This is a genomic window from Pseudoalteromonas sp. S1609 (assembly GCF_005887255.1).
Classification (GTDB): Bacteria; Pseudomonadota; Gammaproteobacteria; order Enterobacterales; family Alteromonadaceae; genus Pseudoalteromonas.
The window spans coordinates 1-16,236 of record NZ_PNDJ01000032.1 but is presented as its reverse complement, the minus strand read 5'-3'; the positions used below and the strand labels follow the sequence as shown (position 1 = coordinate 16,236).

At 40.1% G+C, this 16,236-nt stretch carries 13 protein-coding genes and 1 pseudogene; 2 read left to right on the top strand and 12 right to left on the bottom strand.

Features of this window, described 5'->3' with window-relative positions; genetic code table 11:
• The first annotated feature begins 68 nt into the window (after positions 1 to 68).
• Positions 69 to 1,166, top strand: a complete 1,098-nt coding sequence (phnW, locus tag CWB76_RS09160) for a 2-aminoethylphosphonate--pyruvate transaminase (RefSeq protein WP_212751293.1) — start codon at positions 69 to 71, stop codon at positions 1,164 to 1,166.
• Positions 1,167 to 1,218: 52 nt separating this feature from the next.
• On the opposite strand, the gene CWB76_RS09155 is transcribed toward phnW, so the two are convergent.
• The 11 genes from CWB76_RS09155 to CWB76_RS09105 form a co-directional block, all read right to left on the bottom strand.
• Positions 1,219 to 1,905, bottom strand: coding sequence for a GntR family transcriptional regulator (locus CWB76_RS09155; protein ID WP_138607013.1), 687 nt, complete (start codon positions 1,903 to 1,905; stop codon positions 1,219 to 1,221).
• An 88-nt stretch (positions 1,906 to 1,993) separates the two neighbouring features.
• The gene (locus tag CWB76_RS09150; protein ID WP_138607011.1) at positions 1,994 to 3,385 is read right to left on the bottom strand and encodes an FAD-dependent oxidoreductase; all 1,392 of its coding nucleotides are present in this window, start codon (positions 3,383 to 3,385) and stop codon (positions 1,994 to 1,996) included.
• Positions 3,385 to 4,194, bottom strand: a complete 810-nt coding sequence (gene phnX, locus CWB76_RS09145; protein ID WP_138607009.1) for a phosphonoacetaldehyde hydrolase — start codon at positions 4,192 to 4,194, stop codon at positions 3,385 to 3,387. The genes CWB76_RS09150 and phnX overlap by 1 nt, the downstream gene beginning before the upstream one ends.
• On the bottom strand, positions 4,191 to 5,522 hold the full coding sequence (locus tag CWB76_RS09140) for a DUF5690 family protein (RefSeq protein ID WP_138607008.1): 1,332 nt from the start codon (positions 5,520 to 5,522) through the stop codon (positions 4,191 to 4,193). Before CWB76_RS09140 ends, phnX begins: the two co-directional genes overlap by 4 nt.
• Positions 5,523 to 5,566: 44 nt before the next feature.
• Complete coding sequence (locus CWB76_RS09135; RefSeq protein WP_138607006.1) at positions 5,567 to 8,383, bottom strand: TonB-dependent receptor; 2,817 nt, start codon at positions 8,381 to 8,383, stop codon at positions 5,567 to 5,569.
• A gap of 165 nt (positions 8,384 to 8,548) precedes the next feature.
• Positions 8,549 to 8,992: a ferritin-like domain-containing protein gene (locus tag CWB76_RS09130; protein ID WP_138607004.1), complete on the bottom strand. Its 444-nt coding sequence runs from the start codon at positions 8,990 to 8,992 to the stop codon at positions 8,549 to 8,551.
• Positions 8,993 to 9,153: 161 nt separating this feature from the next.
• Complete coding sequence (locus CWB76_RS09125) at positions 9,154 to 10,092, bottom strand: LysR family transcriptional regulator (RefSeq protein ID WP_008468187.1); 939 nt, start codon at positions 10,090 to 10,092, stop codon at positions 9,154 to 9,156.
• Between the two features lie 16 nt (positions 10,093 to 10,108).
• The gene (gene aceK / locus CWB76_RS09120; protein WP_138607002.1) at positions 10,109 to 11,827 is read right to left on the bottom strand and encodes a bifunctional isocitrate dehydrogenase kinase/phosphatase; all 1,719 of its coding nucleotides are present in this window, start codon (positions 11,825 to 11,827) and stop codon (positions 10,109 to 10,111) included.
• A 183-nt stretch (positions 11,828 to 12,010) separates the two neighbouring features.
• A complete protein-coding gene (locus tag CWB76_RS09115; RefSeq protein ID WP_138607000.1) occupies positions 12,011 to 12,502 on the bottom strand; it encodes a DUF4124 domain-containing protein in 492 nt (163 codons plus the stop codon).
• A gap of 145 nt (positions 12,503 to 12,647) precedes the next feature.
• Positions 12,648 to 14,144, bottom strand: coding sequence for a DUF3413 domain-containing protein (locus CWB76_RS09110; RefSeq protein ID WP_138606998.1), 1,497 nt, complete (start codon positions 14,142 to 14,144; stop codon positions 12,648 to 12,650).
• Between the two features lie 5 nt (positions 14,145 to 14,149).
• Positions 14,150 to 14,362, bottom strand: coding sequence for a YejL family protein (locus CWB76_RS09105; RefSeq protein ID WP_008109847.1), 213 nt, complete (start codon positions 14,360 to 14,362; stop codon positions 14,150 to 14,152).
• Between the two features lie 63 nt (positions 14,363 to 14,425).
• Here CWB76_RS09105 and yejK point away from each other — a divergent pair, with 63 nt between their 5' ends.
• The gene (gene yejK, locus CWB76_RS09100) at positions 14,426 to 15,442 is read left to right on the top strand and encodes a nucleoid-associated protein YejK (RefSeq protein WP_109874826.1); all 1,017 of its coding nucleotides are present in this window, start codon (positions 14,426 to 14,428) and stop codon (positions 15,440 to 15,442) included.
• A 394-nt stretch (positions 15,443 to 15,836) separates the two neighbouring features.
• On the opposite strand, the pseudogene CWB76_RS09095 reads toward yejK, so the two are convergent.
• Positions 15,837 to 16,236: pseudogene (locus CWB76_RS09095) on the bottom strand (ribonuclease E); the annotation flags it as partial.

The window sequence follows — 16,236 nt, the reverse complement described above, 5'->3', positions numbered from 1 at the left end:
CTTCACTGTTTTTAGTTTATGAAATCTTCAATAATAACTGGACTAGACCAGATTGAGTGAAATAAATTATGAACAATTATTTGCTATTAACGCCCGGCCCATTAACGACCTCTAATACTGTTAAGCAGGCGATGCTTAAAGACTGGTGTACTTGGGATGATGATTATAATCGCGACATAGTGCAAACAATACGTAATAAATTAGTATCGCTTGCGACATCACAACCTAATTATACTAGTGTATTAATGCAAGGCAGTGGCACTGCCAGTGTAGAGTCAGCGCTTGGCAGTCTTATTCCAAAAACGGGTAAGTTACTTGTTATTAATAATGGGGCATACGGGAAGCGTATTGCTGAAATTGCCGACTATTTAGCAATTGACTGTCATGTTTTAAATTATACAGAAACGGCACTGCCAAACCTTGATGAGATTGATACTGTTTTAAAAAATAATTCAGGTATTACTCACATTGCAATGGTCCATTGTGAAACGACCACAGGTATACTCAATCCTATTGAAGAGGTTGGCTCACTAGCTAAAAAGTATCAAAAGGTATTTATTGTTGATGCTATGAGCAGTTTTGGCGGTATTGAGTTCGACCTTGCACAGTGGCATATAGATGTAATGATCAGCTCTGCAAATAAATGCATTCAAGGTGTCCCTGGCTTTGGCTTTGTGGTGTGTAAGCAAAGTATTATTGAGCAAAGTGAAGGTATTGCGCGCTCCTTGTCGTTGGATTTATATCAGCAATGGTTATGTATGGAGCAACACCATGGTAAATGGCGTTTTACCTCGCCAACTCATGTTGTGCGTGCATTTTATCAAGCCCTGCAAGAGTTAGATGAGGAAGGAGGAATAGCAGAGCGCTTTAAGCGTTACTCGCAAAACCAAAAGACTTTGGTAGCTGGTATGAAAGCGTTAGGGTTTGTACCTTTACTGAATGAGGAAGTTCATTCCCCCATCATTACCTCATTCTTGTCGCCTAGCGAAGAGCATTATGATTTTAAATCTTTTTATAGTGCGTTAAAGCAAGAAGGTTTTGTTATTTACCCTGGTAAAGTTTCTAACGCCGATTGCTTTCGCATAGGTAATATTGGTGAAGTAGATGAGGCCGATATACAGCGTTTGCTTGATGCTGTGGCAAAAAACCAATATTGGAAAGCTTAAAGCTAATTTCACCCGTGCAAGCGGTGCTTAATTTTCATTAAACACCGCTTTTTTATTGGCCATCAACCACCATTTCAATGGCATTATGCAACCAGTACTCAATGTTATAATCAACTAACAAACCATGCTCATCAAATCGCTTTCGAATAACGTGTAAGCAGGGTGTACCGCTATTTTTTTCAAGCAGATGACTCACTTCATCAGGTAATACCGTGACATTTATTATGCTTTGCTCTTTAACGATATTCGTTGCGTACTGTTTTGCCATAATATCGGTGATAGAGGTATCTAAGGGGTGTGAGTGAAAATCAGCAAAGCGTTTAGCATCACAATAAATATGCTCAAACATTACGGCGCGATTATCTAGACTACGTATACGTTGAAGATGATAAAGCGTTTGGGCATCTAACGCTCGGCAAATTTCAAGCTTTGCCTGCTGTTGTACACTCACGAGTGTCGTTTGTGCAACAAACCCTTGTTGTTTTGCCAATTCATAAAAATTGACTTTAGTAGCAGGGTGCCACTTTAATCTTTTTGGGGTGACAAACCAGCCTTTACGTTTTTGACTGAATATTAGGCCTTCAGCTTCCAACCTCAGAAGCGCTTCGCGTACAGTAATTCGGGTAGAACTAAACTTTTGTTGTAATTCTCGCTCTGAAGGCAACTTATGACCCGCTGCAATCACGTCGGTTTTTAGTAGCGCATGAATATAATTACGGATCTCTTGATATAAAAGCATCGTTTGATTATTTATCCTAAAAATATAATAGCTTAGCTGAGTATAATATGACTTATATTGTTTATGGTGAGTATTATATTCAGCTAGTTTATGAATCGACTTTAGCAGCATTGCCACTTAATTTAGCCAAAAAATTATCAATACTGCGAACTGCTGCATTACTATCTTCTGCGGCCTCTTTACGTCTTATTGCATTACGTACTAAATATGCACCTGCTGTTCGGATGGGTTCAATAGGAAACTGATTTAGTGATTGATTAACTAAGCCACAGTTTTGCCACTTAGGATCATTATTGAGTACCAGTGCACAGAGAATTTTTGCACCCAAATAAGATTGTACAATGCCATTGCCAGAGTAGCCACCTGCGTAAAATACATTTTTTTGATTGTTAAGCTGACCAAAGAATGGAAAGCCAGAAACGCTGCGATCGGAAGCGCCCGTCCACGTTCGTTCTATGGGTAAGTGATGCCTTCCAAAGAAATAATTGAGTGATGATTTTAAAATATCATCATAGCTGCTCGGCAAATCAAACTTTGGATGTACCTTATTACAATAACTAAAAAAGTTTCCTCCTTTACCTAACATTAACCGCCCGTCACTGGTGGTTCGGTAGTAATTAACAAACAGACGAGAGTCAATAATAGCACTGCCGTGATTTAAATTTAGTTGCTCTAAAACTTCTGGGATTGGCTTAGTGATGACCATGTCACTAGAAATCAGTACAACAGAGCGAGAAAATACTTTATGTAAACTAGGTAGCCACGCATTAACCGCAAAAATAACTGTATTGGATAATAGGTTCCCCTGACTTGTATGTACGGTTATTTGTTGATCGCCAAAGTGTTGCATATATTCACATTGCTCTATTATTGTCACTCCAAGCTGTTGCGCGACTCGCTTTAATCCTCTGACGAGCTTCGCTGGTTGTACACTGCCACCATGTGCAGAAAAATGAGCAGTGAGGTTTTGCTTTGAACCGGTTTGTTGTAATTGTTGAGTGTCACAAGAATGCCACGAATTAATTTTAAATTTATCTAAGTAATCAAGCGCGTTACTTAGTCGCCCAATTTGACTCGTGTTGGAGGCTGTATAAAAGCATCCATCAATTCGACAATCACAATCAATAGCATAAGTTAGCGTAAAACGCTTAATATCATGGACGGTTTGCTCAGATTGTTGTACTAAAAAAAGGGCGTTTTCTAATCCTACTAATTTAATCAGACTGGGTAATTTAGTCGACCATGTTAACATCGCACCGCCATTACGGCCCGATGCGCCCTGACCACACAACCCTTGTTCAATAATAGTCACTTTTTTTTGGGGCTGCTGTTGCTTGATTTGAATGGCGGTCCAAAGTCCTGTAAACCCCCCACCGATAATACAAATATCGGTGTGATGATTTTCAGGAAGTCGAGGAAGAAGCCTATTGGCACCCTCCTCTTTTATGGCGTTATCAAACCAAAAAGGTTGATAATTCATTAAGGACGCTCTCCTCGAGCGAGTTTTGCTTCAATTTGCATTAAAACAGGTTCAATATCAGCTAAAGAGTCAATCACAAAGTGAGCACCTGCTTGATATAAATGCTGGTATGCTTCACGAGTTAAAACGGCTTGCTCATCGTTTGAGCACGCTGCCCATTCTTGTTCGGTTAAACCAACAGCATTACCACTTAAGGCAACACCAACAGTCCACATTCCTGCATTTAACCCTTCAGCGATGCCAGGTGCTGAATCGTCAACTTTTACACAGTTCGCAACATGTTGAATGCCTAGTGCATTCACGTTTTCAAGTGCCATCCATGGCCCTGGGCGAGAGCCAGCCGTTAGTTCATCACTACCAACGCTATGATCGGGTTGGTAACCATATTCAGCGGCAGCCACTTCAAGCACGTCCATCACTTGGCGAGGATAGCCTGAACAGCTGCCAATTTTAATACCTTGCTGTTTTAAACGCGCTATTACGGGTAGTACGCCAGCAATAGGCATAGCACGATCTGCGACTTTAGCTTTTTGTAATGGCATAAAGGTATTGTAAATATGATCTATTTGCTCATTAGTCATTGAGCAGCCAAATTGTGCCTGCCAACGAGATTCAATTTCCGGTAATTTACCTAGGGTTGCAATATGGTCCCATTTTCCCATGCCCATCGGAATACGCGCTTGCGCCAGCGTAATATCAAAATCAAACGCGGCTTTAAATGCCTCCACAAAAATAGTGGTTGGCGCTACAGAGCCATGGTCTACAACTGTGCCGGCCCAGTCTAAAATGAGTGCTTCTAAATGTTTCATATTTCTTCTCTTATATATGTAGGTGTAGATACAGGGTGTAACCTGCGAACTTGTTTGAAAGGGGATAAGCGCATTACAAAGTAGCTTAGTGAGCACAATACCAAGAATGCAGCGATACAGCCGACCCAGTAACAGGCGTTTATAAAAAAGTTAAGCCAACTAATCTCAGGCATCACAAAGGTGCGATAGAGTAAGATACTCACCGAGCCCAAATAACCAGCTGAGTCTGCTAAGTAAATTAAAAACCCGGCATTAGCGGTTGAGCCAACAGCAGAAATCATACGGTCAAATAAGAAGCAATTGTAGGGGATGTAACTAATATAAAGGCCAGCCCCAAGGAGCACCATCCATGCCTTAGCGTTTAGTAATTGGCTTTCAAACGCAACAGTACTGCCTACGAACAAGCAGGCACCAAACAAAATGAATCCGTGGTTTACATAAAAAGCGGTTTTATTATTTTTTACTAACACCATTGCACCAAGTGCAATCAAGACTATAAATGCCATACGTATACCTGCATAGGCGAATATAGCTGGCTCTTGGCCATATCCCAGTGCTTGCCAAATTTCTGCGGCAAAGTTATCGCGAAAGTCACGAAAGCCAGTAAATAATAAGAAACTCAGAATTAAACAACTAATACCAAACCAGTATTGTTTGAAAAACTGCCAGCGGGCTCTACCATTCATAGGTAAGCGTTGTTGACGCGCCTGCTGATCCTCTGGTGTTGGATTGGGTAACAAGGTTAAACACTTAACACTAAGTAACAACAAGGGTAAAAATAACGCTCCGGTTGCGGCAGGCATCCACAGTTCCGGAACACTGAGATTGTCTATCAGCCATTTACCGACACTGCGCACTAAACCTGACGCCAAAATAAAGGTGACACTGAGAATGGCACCGAGTATCTCAGAAGTTCGTCTGCCTTCTAAGAAACTAAATACAATACCCCAAATCATTCCCAACGATAAACCATTAAAAAATAGCCATACTACGTTGACTCCAACAGGGGTCACGGCAAATAAAATTAGCGATAATTCAGCTGCTGTAATCATACCAATGATGGCAAGACCCCGTTGTTGGTGCCGCATTTCTGCAATGACCTTAACACCAATAAATTTGGCGCATAAGTAGCCAAATACTTGTGCCAGTATGAGTGCTATTTTAAAGCTAATTTGCCAACTTGGATCGTCAAACTCTGTATAGCTGTTAGCTGTAAAGGGTTTACGAAATGCATACATACAAAAGTAAGTCATAAATGCAGCGCTTGCTGCAAATAGAACAAACCCAACACCTTGTGCACGATGTAGCCACTTTGGTTGCGTAAACATAGGGTTATCCTTCGCGAGGCTTTCGCCCCGCGTAATACAATAGATTAAAATTGATAATTAATACCGACCATGCCGCGAACACCATAATACTCAACTTGCAGTGGGCGATTTTCATCTCCCAAATAATATTTAAGCGGTTCGTTAGTTAGGTTATTTAATTCAAGATAAACTAATGCATTTTCGTTAAGCTGGTATGACGTAGTAAAATCAACACTAACATTTTCGCCATAATAGCTATCCGATTGCCGATCACTGCCATGCTCTTCGATGTACTCGCCTTTATAATTTAGGGCAACCCGCGCGGCAAAGAAGCTGTCATCGTAATATAAGGTAAAGTTATAGAGGTTATCGGCTTGACGCGGAATCGCTACTTTATCGTCACGATCTGGAATACTCATTTGTGAGTCCATAAAGGTCGCATTTACCATTACTCCAAAGCTATCTAGAGTCGGATTGATGAAGCCCAAATCGCGATTAAAGGCCATCTCAATACCTGCAAGCCATGCGCTGTCGCCATTTTCTGGGCGCACAATATTTACACCACTGTTATCATTAAACTGACCAATTGAGCTACTTTGAAAAATTGGGTCGCTAATGTCCTTGTAAAACAGGCCTGCAGAGACTAAACCAACACGTTCAAAGAAATGCTCAACCATCAAATCAACATTATTTGAGTAGGTGGGCTCGAGTTCGGGGTTACCGGTAACAAGTTCGTTATCTGCTTCTAAGTAGGTTGCGCCTGGTGTTAAAGAGCCAAAGTCAGGACGTGAGAACGAGCGGGTTAATGCTAAGCGGTAATTGGTTTGCTCGCCGCTGTGATAAGTAACATGTAATGCAGGTAACACCGATAGGTAATCATTTTTAGCATGACTTGGTGTAACCCTATCTTCATCAGCTAGGTATGTATAACCATTCACTTCAGTATCGGTTTGAGTTAGACGTAAACCACCTAGTACTTCCCAGTCATTATTAATTGTATAGGTTGCCATACCATATAGTGAGGTATGCTGCTCGTTAACATCAAAGTTACGTCCTAACGCACCGCCATTTTCAATTAAGGCAGACTCACTTTTATCAAGTACAAATTTTTCTTTATTGGTATTCCAAAACTGCGCTAGATCACCGGTATCAACAACTTGCGAAAATTGCTGTTGGTAATCAATAGCTAATTCATTTAAAAAATCATTGCGGCCTGGCTGATCTGCCAAAGTAAAATCACTTAAGCTTGGCGCAGCGCCATAGTTTGCTTCATCCCACGCGTAAAATTCATCGCTAAAGCGCGCGACACGTTCTTTATCACGGTATTTGGCACCTATTTTTACAGTTAAGTTTGCATCTACTTGCCATTCGAAATCGGCACTCGCGACAATTTTATCTTTCTCATTAACGAATATTTTATATAACTCTACCCATGAAAGATTAGTATTAGCAGGATCGAACGAAAAATCACTAGGTAAATGGTTACTGATTGCATTCCATGGATCGCTGCCACCATCAATCGTATTATAAGCGTAATTTTTGCCTGTGCCCCTGTCTTCTAGTCCTTGAAAGCCAACCTGTTTTTGGTCAAATCTGACGACAAAATAACTGTTGTCTTCGCCATTTGGGGTATTGCCATAACGAAATTCATTCTCGTAACTTGATAACTTCCAACTCAGGGTTTTGTCATAACCAAAATAATGCTCAGCCTCCAGCTCAAGCCCAGTCATTTCGGTAATTAATTCATTGCGGATATGTTGTACTTCAGCGCGATTTTTATCAAAGCGCATACGGTGCTTATAATGTGTTTCGTCATCAATTAAAGTCCCATACATTGCTGTGGCGCTAATTGTGCCTTGTTCAAGTTGATACTCAACAGCACCATTAAGCCCATAAGTTTCGCGCGTGCCGGTATAATCTCGTAACTCTAAGCGATAAATGCCTAAACCATCATTGCCACGGCGCGGCTCATAGTTATCAGTGGCCCAGTCACGTTGCCACGCAGTCGCATTGATCAAAAAACCTAACTTGTCGTCTAGTAAGCGGTCGCCGTAAAGTAAGTTTGCTGAATAATTAGTGCCATCGGCAAGCTCATTTTGACCAATTGCAAAATTAGTATTAAACACAAAATCATCGGGCGCTTTTTTAGTGATAAAATTAACATTACCGCCAATGGCGTCACCTTCAAGGTCAGGGGTTAGCGCTTTCGACACTTCGACAAATTCAATTAATTCACTAGGGAAAAAGTCAAAAGCTGTTGCTCGACTGGTGGTTTCTTCTTCAGCCGTTGGTAAACGATCGCCGTTGATACTCGCAGAGCTCCACTGTGCCGGTAGACCGCGCACAGCAACAAAACGACCTTCACCTTGGTCACGTTCAATCGATACTCCAGGTATACGCTGTACAGCTTCAGCTGCATTTCTATCAGGTAGTTTTCCAATACCGTCAGCAGAAATAATATTTTTAATACTTTTGGCATTTTTTTGGTTATTAGCTGCCGCCATTTCACCGCGCTGAATTTGGCCGACAGCAATTATTTCTTCAATGGCGTTATTATTATTTGCAGCAAAAAGAGTGATTGGTTTTAGCTTTTTTATTTCGCCTTCACCAACAGTAATATCAACAAAATAAGGCTGATAGCCTAAATAAGTCACTTTAAGTTGGTGTTTACCAGGATTTAACTGCGGTAACTCAAATTGTCCCTGATAGTTTGTTACGGTACTTTTACCAGTACCAACTACTGTGATTAATGCGCCAGAGAGCAGTGATCTACTATCTTCTACAGTGCCTACAAATGTAGCGTTACCGGCAACGGCATCTTGGGCAATAAATAACGGGCTAGTACACAGTAATATAGCAGTGGCTATTGCATGTCGTTTCATTATTAGTTTTACCTTAAGTTTATTTTGGTCTAGACCAGATGTTTTAACTAATAATAGTGATGAATTTTTACAAACATGTGACGAAACTAATTTTTTTCACAGGGGGGGGTTTAAGGTAACAAAAAACCCAGCACTAGGGCTGGGCGGTTATTCTTTGTATTAAACTTAATGTTTTTGCATTTTACTCATTTCAGCATGGCAGCTCTGCATAGTAAGTAATACCTTTGATAACGCTGCTTCACAATCATGGGACTGAGGTTTTTTCAACGCTATTTTAATTTCTTCTAAGGTTTTATCTTCTACTTCCTCAAGCTCTTTAACGTAGGTTTGATCGTTATCGTTAGTAAATTTACTAATCAAAGTAGTAAATGCACGACGTGCTTCTACAACAAACGACGAGCCATCTTCGCGCTCACCTTGTTGATTGATTGCGTAAGGCTGTAAACTCTCCACACTGACTTTACGAGCGTCAATCATACGTTGGAATAGGGCACCTATAGCGGGGTCTTGTACTTTATCTTGTGCTGTTTGGTAAAAGTCGATGCCGCTATTCATTACTTGGATAATGTCGGTAATATGATTTATTTCTTGTCCTTGATGGGTGCTCATAATAATGACCTCTGTTAATTTAAAATACAGTCATTACCTAGCAAGCGCTATTCCAAGTAGGTTGTTTTTTTAAGTTTTTGTATTTTATGGTTTTTAATTGTTTAGTAGGCTTGCCAACTGAGCGTTAGCAAGCAAATTTTACATAAAAGTTTGTAAGAAGGTTATTTTAGCTCATCAGCTACTTCAGCTACTTTTTGGCGTAACCAAATATGACTAGCGTCTCTGTGTAATAAAGGGCTCCATATCATATCAAGTTCAAATGGCGGGATAGGAAAGGGGGGCTCCAGTATTTTAAGCCCAGGATCGTCTAAATAAATATTGGCCGCTTTTGAGGGCAAAGTCGCAACTAAATTTTTCTCTTTGGCTAAGTGAACAGCCACATGGTAGTTACGAGTAAAAGTGGCAATATTACGGTGTTTACCAAAATGAGCCAGTGCCTCATCAACCCAGCCCAGCTTTTGCACATCTTTAGGGTCCATCCCCACACCAACACCAAAGCCTGTTTTACTTACCCAAATATGGCGAGCTTTTAAATAGCTGTCTAGGCTAAAGTTTTCAATAATGGGGTTATCTGATTTTACTAAACAACAAAAGCTGTCTTTCCAAATACGTTTATGATGAAACGATTGTGGTAAATTTTCAAAGCGGTTAATCGCCATATCAACTTTACCGTTTTCAACATCGTGAAAGGTAACATCACTAGGGGTTAAAATATCTAAGGTGGTGTCGGGCGCTTCTTCGTGTAGTTTCCCTAATAAACGCGGCGCCATGGTACTGGCCGCGTAATCACTGGCCATGATCCTAAACACTCGCTTACTTTGTTTCGCTTCAAACTCACGGTTAGGTGCCAGAGTTTCTTCAAGGGTCATCAAAATTCCACGAATTACTGGCTGCAACTCAATAGCACGCTCAGTCGGCACCATACCATCGCTGGTACGCACTAAAATAGGATCGTTAAAAAGGTTACGTAGGCGTTTAAGTCCGTTACTCATTGCCGGTTGAGTAATACTAAGCTGGTTTGCAGCACGAGTAACATTACATTCGCGCAGTAATGTATCGAGGTAAACCAGTAAATTTAAATCTATTTTACTTATATTCATTGTGTGTCCTTAACGTTTACCAATAATGGATAAAACGCTGTGCTGTAGGATAGGGATAAATGTGACTCACCTTTCCATTTTTTATATTTTGTTGTGCTTGTTTCCAAAAGTTAACATCAAGTAATTCAGGGTGCGTGCTAGTTAAAAATTGTTTATATGTTGGATTGGGCATAACAAAGGTACATAGCTGCTCTGGAAATACATCCTGAGGGGCAACCGAGTAACTTTGTTCATCCGTTAAATAATCGTCATAACTTTTTGCCTTAGGTAGTGCTCTAAAGTTCATGTCTGTTAAATATTGCACTTCGTCGTAATCGTAAAAAATAATCCGTTTGTGCTTACTTACCCCAAAGTTTTTTAACAACATGTCGCCGGGGAAAATATTCACAGCAATCATTTCTTTGAGCGCTTGGCCATACTCTTCTATGGCATCGGCGGCACTTTTTTCATCTGCATTTTCTAAAAACAGATTCAGTGGCGTCATTCGTCTTTCAATATATAAATGTTTTATTATTAACCAGTCACCTTCAATGACCATTGATGATCCAATGGTTTTATACAACTGCGCTAACAAGTTACTATCAAAACGCGCTAAAGGAAATACGACGTTTGAATACTCTATGGTGTCGGCCATTCGCCCTACACGGTCGTGGCTTTTAACCAGTTGATAGCGTTTTAATACCGTATCACGACCAAATGGTTTACTTTCGCCAAATTTATCTTTAATAACTTTAAATACATAACCAAACGAGGGGAGGGTAAATACCATCATCACCATGCCGGGTGTACCAGGTGCAATGGTAAATTGGTCATTAGAATGAGTTAAATGATTCAAAAACTCACGGTAAAACTCAGTTTTTCCTTGTTTATGAAAACCAATGGCGTTGTAAAGCTCGGCTAAAGTTTTATTTGGCATGAGTTGGTTTAAAAACCGCACTAACGCTGAGGGGGCGTGAGTTTCTACCATAAAGTAAGCTCGTGCAAAGCCAAAAATAACCCGCATTTGCGATGACTTAGTCAGTAGGGCATCAAGATATAACCCTTTATCTTCATGATGAAGTACCGCAATGATAAAAGGTTGAACGCCGCTTTGCGATACGACACGTCCTACAATATACGCTGCTTTATTGCGGTAAAACGGCGTGTGTAATATATCAAAACGCATTTGCCAATGCTGGTGGTGAGTATCGGGAGCTTGCTTATAAAACGCTTTTACTAATAAACGAATATCACGCTCAAGGTTGACAAAATCGGCTTTAAAATCAAAGTGGTTAATAATACGTTTAATTGTTGGTTTTAAACCATCCACGACGGGGAAGTAACTTCTATATTCAGCCTCTACTGGCACTGAGGGCGCATCTTTGAGTGTCGCTTCAACAAAAATAAAGTCGTTATGAAAATAGCGGCGGTGGTACAAGCGGCAAAATACAGAATTATAAAATGTTTCGGCAAGCTCAGCCTGCGGGTGAAAACATAAAAAATGCTGGTAAATTTTCTTTACTTCAAGCCATAAACTTTCGTTTAGCTGGTCTGTTTGTTGGCGTTCACGTAAGGTTTTTGTGGTTTCGTTAACCCGATCATCGTAATAACTAATACGTAGGCGGCTAATATCATTAATTGCTTGCCAATCTCTTTTAGCAAACGCATGAGGCGCTTTTGCTGTTGTTCTTTGAAACAGCAGGTAATGTTTTTTAAATCCGGTTAATATTAACTCAGCAATTTGGCGTGGTTGCATCAGTACTCCTTAATTGACGCCTTTGGGTGTTTAGTAAAGTGCCGGTGGATACCATTTAATTTGTAAAAGCGGGTCAAAGGAAATTGCACCACTAAACACGCATTAGAGTTTGTACTCTATAGTTGTTAAGGGTATGTTATTTTATGTTTAAAACCAAGCAAATTAAGATGATATTTATTTAAGTTAGTTAGAGTCTGTTTGGTAGGCATCAATCTTTTTTTGTAATTTCTTAATTCGTTTTTCAATTAATTTTTTATCTTTTTTATATTGCTTATCTAAACTTTTTTGCGTTTTTTTAATATCTTTTCTAATTCGTTTTTTATCATCGGCACTTAATATATGATTCAAGCGTTGTTGTTGTTTAAAATCAGCACGGTCTTTTTCTCGTGAAAGTATAGCGAGTTTATGCTGGTTACTGCGCAGCTCTGCCTCTAAGTTAGTAATTATGGTGTCGCGCTCAAGCTCGTTTAACTGCTTAGTGTAGTTTATTTCTTCACCTGTTTGTTTTGGCTCAGTGGCAGTTATTTTATGCATGGTTGCATTGTTACTACAGGGCAATTGTGAAAAGGTAGTCCCTTTTGGGGTTACGCATTTGTAATAGGTAGTTTGGGCTAGTGCAAGAGAGCTAAAGCATAAAAGGCAGGCAGTAATGATCAGATTAATAACGTTGAACATAATGATGATCCTTTGCGCATTCTGATCGAGTTAAAATGTTTTAATCCTAAAAACTATAACTTAGCTGAGGGGGATAGCAAGTGCAAAGGAGCAATAACAGAAACCAAGCGAGTCAGTTTTAATGGCTCGCTCATATTATGAGGTGCTATTGAGAAAACGTTTTAAGCTTTTTAATACTGTGTACTAAAAACGGAATATCAAGTCCTTGCTCAATAGAAAACCCTTCAGCCGCGGAAATGTTTCTAAAGTTTCCATCACGATCAATCAGCGTAATTCTATCTTTTTTATAAGCAATTACGACACCTTGTGAGTAATTAACGCCAATATTATTGCTTTTACTGTATAAGTTTTCGCCTAGCATAGTTTGCTTAGCAAGCGCATTACAGTTTAAGTATTGGCCAAGGCTAGTAGCAATAATATCACTAGGTTGAATTAAGCCATTCACTTTAGAAATAAACTTATCTGAGCTATATAGCGTTGACGTGGTCACTATTTCATTGCTGTTTTGAGACACACTAAATGCAAAAAACTCAGTAGCATCATCACGAACCGTTGCATTTTCAGTCGCTTTAATCACCCTGATTGCACTGTCTTTGTGTGCTTGCTCGTTAATAAAGCTCAGCTCATCAATACCAAATACTTTTACACTTCGACGTTGGCTTTGCCAAACGGGTAAGGTTTGTTGCTCAATAATGTCGGTTTTATAAAATGCAGGCAGGCCATACACCAAACCAAATAGCATGTCGCTCTGATCGGTGGGTTGTAAAAATTGTTGGTTTTTATAAATGCTTTTTTTGCTAGCAACAAATTTTGTTAACTGCTCGTCATTATCAAAAACTAAAATATCAACTTTAGCCGCGTTGTAATCTTCACATTTTGCTAATGGGGTAGGTATTTGGTAATTAATACCTTGGTTATTAATTTTAACATTATGTGCCTGTTCGTAGCTTTCAACATCCAATAAGTCGTTTTTAGCGAGTAAACTTTTGGCTGTAGTAGGGTACGAAAGTGGCAGTACGTTGTCTTGCTTGGTGATATCAAACTTTAAATTTGCATCAGCCCAAATATGAATGCTGTGGCTTAATGCAAAACAAATCACTAAAAAAGAACCGGCATAACGCGCAAATTTAAATTGCTTTAAGCGTGCTAGATGGTGCCAAGTAAAGTTACTAACTGTAAGCTGAAAGCCTAAAATAAGTAATACAATACTTCCTGCTAGCAAGGTAGTGAGCGCCGGTGAATTTGTTAAGCGGTGCCACAACAGCGAAATAATTTCAGGCAGTGCTGAGGCATTTAAGTGATAGCCTAAGTTAAAATACACATAAGCGTCTAAAGTCAGTATTGAAGCACCTATTGTTGCTATCACTGCCGCCATGCCGCGAATATGCTGCGGATAGGGGAACACTAAACTTAAAGGAAAGACCGTCAGCACAAACGCTAAAAAGGCAATAAAGCTGGTGTGGCTTAGCCACGTAACCACCATATAAGCGATACCTATAAAAGTGGTGGGTGGCGAGTCGGCAAATAAATAGCTTAAGCTAATTAAAAGCGCCAAACCAATATTGGCAAATGTAAACCAATGGCCCCAACTTAATAATTGACTTGCTTTCGATGAAAACTGGTTATGCTGCGATAAATTCATAGAGTTTATTTAACCGACTGAGCGAGTGCTTTTGCAAAGTTCTCAGTAACAGCTTGTCTTTTCCCTGTTGGTACATGCTCTTTTAAGATATGCGTGATAGAATTTCCTAAACACATAAGACTTAAATCAACCGGCGCATTGTGTTTTGATAAAACATCAATAAGCTGATCGACGATTTGTTCTACTTCTTCATTAGAGTATTTTGATAAGATTGGCATCAGTTGGTTCAATAAAAATAGTTATATTCCCGTATTTTAACACCAGAGGCGTGAAAAACAAAGATGGCAATAGATGTTAAAAAATTAGTCGTGCACTATGTAGACAAAAAAGATGACGACACCCAAATTCACCTTCGCAACGACGAAATGATGATCAACGACAAAGTTGCTGTATTCATTGAGCAATTACACCACGCCTACAACGGCAAGCCAGGCAAAGGTTTTTGTGCTTTTAGTGGTGAAAAAAACAGTATTGTTGCCTCTACTATGCAAAGCTATCGTAATAATGAGCTTGGCTTTTGGCATATGACCGAGCAGGCATCAACGGTATTAAAAGAAGAGTTAGATAAATACGCCTTTAATGAAACTGGCTACTTAGTATTTTGTCATTATCAGTACGTGGCTACTGATTATATGTTGATTGCCATGATCAACATTAAAGAGCACTACTCCATGACTTCAGAGCTTGATTTAGCCGCATCGCGCCATTTAGATATTTCGCGTATGCAATTGGCTGCTCGCATTGATTTAACAGCATGGGATACCCAAGCAGACGATAATCGTTATATTTCGTTTATTAAAGGTCGTGCAGGGCGAAAAGTGGCTGACTTCTTTTTAGATTTCTTAGGTTGTGAAGAGGGCATTGATCCTAAGCAACAAAGCCAAGTAATGCTAAGCGCAGTAGAAGACTACTTATCAGAGCAAGAATTTGATAAGTCTGAAAAAGATGATTTACGTAAGCAAGTATTTGATTATTGTAACGACTGTGTCACCACAGGCGAAGAGGCTAATGTAAGTGAACTTTCAGCAACGCTGACCAAAGGCGACGACAACCCGTTTGAGAGCTTTTGTAAAGAGCAAAGCTATGACCTAGAAGAGTCATTCCCGGTTGATAAGAAAACAGTAACGAGTATGGTTAAGTTTTCAGGCTTAGGTGGCGGTGTGAGCATTAGCTTTGAGCGTAAACATTTAGGTGAACGTGTAACATACAATGAAGCAACAGATACACTGGTAATAAAAGGCATTCCGCCAAACCTAAAAGACCAACTGCAACGTTTCATGGAACAAGAGCAAGATTAAACTCACGGCGGGCAGTGAGCTATGGGTTTTAGGCTCAGGCTCGTAACCCGATCCCCACAGCCCGTTAACCTTCGATTGTAACTTTACCCTCTAAAAGCGCAGCGTCTCTTAGCCCTCTTTGTGAACAATTTTCTTAAGATCTAATTGCACTAAGAGAAGAGAATGAGGATTAAATGAGAAGATAAAACAGGTATTAGCAGATAACTGGTAGACGTAGAGCTTGCTCACGTGTGAAGCGAAGCTTCAAATGTTTTAACCTTTAACCTTTAACCTTTAACCTTTAACCCACTCCTCGCAGTCCGAACCCCGTTGCCAGTTACATAAATTCCAAGCAATAAAAAACCGCGTTAAAATCAATTAACGCGGTTTTTTAGCTGTTAACTAAACTTAGTGCTTATTCAGCATTAAGTGTTTTAGTCATTGCTGAGCTTGCACGACCAGCAGGTTTTACCGAGCCAGGGCGAAGGCCACTGTCAGGGATTAACTCACGCTTGTCATGTGCCATTGCAACTGATGTATGCTTGATTTCGCTATCAGCTACAGGTGTTGGCTGTGCCATTGGCGCACTTGCATGTCCAGCTGTAATCACTGTTTTAGCGTTTACACTAGTAGAGCTCGCTTGCGACACTGTCTCAGGCTGACTTTCAACTACAGGCGCTTCTTTAGCTTCTACAGGTGTTTCAGTAGCACTAACCGGTGCAGTTTCTGCTTCAACAGCGACTTCTTCAGTTTGTACTGGCTCTTCAGCTTTCACTGGTTCTTCAGATTGTACCGGTTCTTCAGATTGTACTGGT

Excerpts from the sequence above, each read along its gene's own strand:
- phnW (WP_212751293.1), top strand. The coding sequence starts at position 69 with ATGAACAATTATTTGCTATTAACGCCCGGCCCATTAACGACCTCTAAT.
- CWB76_RS09155 (WP_138607013.1), bottom strand. The coding sequence starts at position 1,905 with ATGCTTTTATATCAAGAGATCCGTAATTATATTCATGCGCTACTAAAA.
- CWB76_RS09150 (WP_138607011.1), bottom strand. The coding sequence starts at position 3,385 with ATGAATTATCAACCTTTTTGGTTTGATAACGCCATAAAAGAGGAGGGT.
- phnX (WP_138607009.1), bottom strand. The coding sequence starts at position 4,194 with ATGAAACATTTAGAAGCACTCATTTTAGACTGGGCCGGCACAGTTGTA.
- CWB76_RS09140 (WP_138607008.1), bottom strand. The coding sequence starts at position 5,522 with ATGTTTACGCAACCAAAGTGGCTACATCGTGCACAAGGTGTTGGGTTT.
- CWB76_RS09135 (WP_138607006.1), bottom strand. The coding sequence starts at position 8,383 with ATGAAACGACATGCAATAGCCACTGCTATATTACTGTGTACTAGCCCG.
- CWB76_RS09130 (WP_138607004.1), bottom strand. The coding sequence starts at position 8,992 with ATGAGCACCCATCAAGGACAAGAAATAAATCATATTACCGACATTATC.
- CWB76_RS09125 (WP_008468187.1), bottom strand. The coding sequence starts at position 10,092 with ATGAATATAAGTAAAATAGATTTAAATTTACTGGTTTACCTCGATACA.
- aceK (WP_138607002.1), bottom strand. The coding sequence starts at position 11,827 with ATGCAACCACGCCAAATTGCTGAGTTAATATTAACCGGATTTAAAAAA.
- CWB76_RS09115 (WP_138607000.1), bottom strand. The coding sequence starts at position 12,502 with ATGTTCAACGTTATTAATCTGATCATTACTGCCTGCCTTTTATGCTTT.
- CWB76_RS09110 (WP_138606998.1), bottom strand. The coding sequence starts at position 14,144 with ATGAATTTATCGCAGCATAACCAGTTTTCATCGAAAGCAAGTCAATTA.
- CWB76_RS09105 (WP_008109847.1), bottom strand. The coding sequence starts at position 14,362 with ATGCCAATCTTATCAAAATACTCTAATGAAGAAGTAGAACAAATCGTC.
- yejK (WP_109874826.1), top strand. The coding sequence starts at position 14,426 with ATGGCAATAGATGTTAAAAAATTAGTCGTGCACTATGTAGACAAAAAA.